Below are 951 nucleotides of genomic sequence, written 5' to 3'. Positions count from 1 at the left end.
AAGCTGAAACAACGCGCCAACCTGAGCCTGTTGCTGCAGAGCGCGACCTGAGCTTTTTCAAAAGCATCCCTGTGACTGTCACGCTTGAAGTCGCAAGTAAAGAGATCCCACTTGGTGATTTGATGAAAGCGGGCGAAGGCACCGTCATTGAACTTGAAAAGCTGAACGGCGAACCATTGGACGTAAAGGTGAACGGTTCCCTACTTGGCCATGCGGAAGTAGTTGTCGTTAATGACAAATACGGTCTTCGCTTGATTGACGTACACGATTCGGCATTAAGCGGCGTTGGTCGATAATTTTTGGTAGGCAGTACAATGAACAATCTGAGCGCTTGGCATCGTTGGTTACCTTTGTTGGTATTGGTGTCACTTTTGTTTGCATTCCCAACAATGGCAGCAGACAACGGCTTAACAATTCTGTCCGTTACGGACGGCGACGCACAACAAGAGTACAGCGTTAAACTACAAATTCTTTTGTTGATGACGGCGCTCAGTTTCCTTCCTGCTTTCATTTTGATGGCGACGAGCTTTACACGCATTATTGTGGTGCTGGCTATCTTGCGCCAAGCGCTTGGTTTGCAGCAGAGCCCGCCAAACCGCGTGTTAGTGGGTATTGCATTAACGCTTACTCTGCTCATCATGCGCCCAGTTTGGACGGATATCTACGAGAACGCGTTCCAACCATACGACAATGGTGAAATTACGCTGGTTCAAGCATTTTCCGTGGCGGAAAAGCCCGTTCGCAACTTCATGTTGGCGCAAACCCATCAGAGCTCTCTTGAGCAAATGTTGCGAATTGCCAATGAGCCGCTCGATCAAAAAGTAGAAGACATCTCGTTTGCCGTTGTTCTTCCTGCGTTTGTGATCAGTGAGCTTAAAACTGCGTTCCAAATCGGCTTTTTGCTGTTCATTCCGTTTTTGGCCATTGACTTGTTTGACGTTAGTGTCTTGA

2 protein-coding genes are annotated in these 951 nt (G+C 47.8%); both read left to right on the top strand.

Going from position 1 to position 951, the window contains the following annotated elements:
- A partial coding sequence (fliN, locus tag R7Q09_RS24565; RefSeq protein WP_318143750.1) for a flagellar motor switch protein FliN occupies positions 1–296 on the top strand: 296 nt, incomplete at its 5' end.
- 18 nt (positions 297–314) lie between these two features.
- Positions 315–951 (top strand): flagellar type III secretion system pore protein FliP (locus R7Q09_RS24560; RefSeq protein WP_318143749.1); only part of this gene is annotated, 637 nt, incomplete at its 3' end.

The sequence above is a fragment of the Vibrio sp. 2130-1 genome, assembly GCF_033339515.1.
Note: the sequence above shows the minus strand (reverse complement) of the source record. Positions and strands in the feature narration are given on the sequence as shown.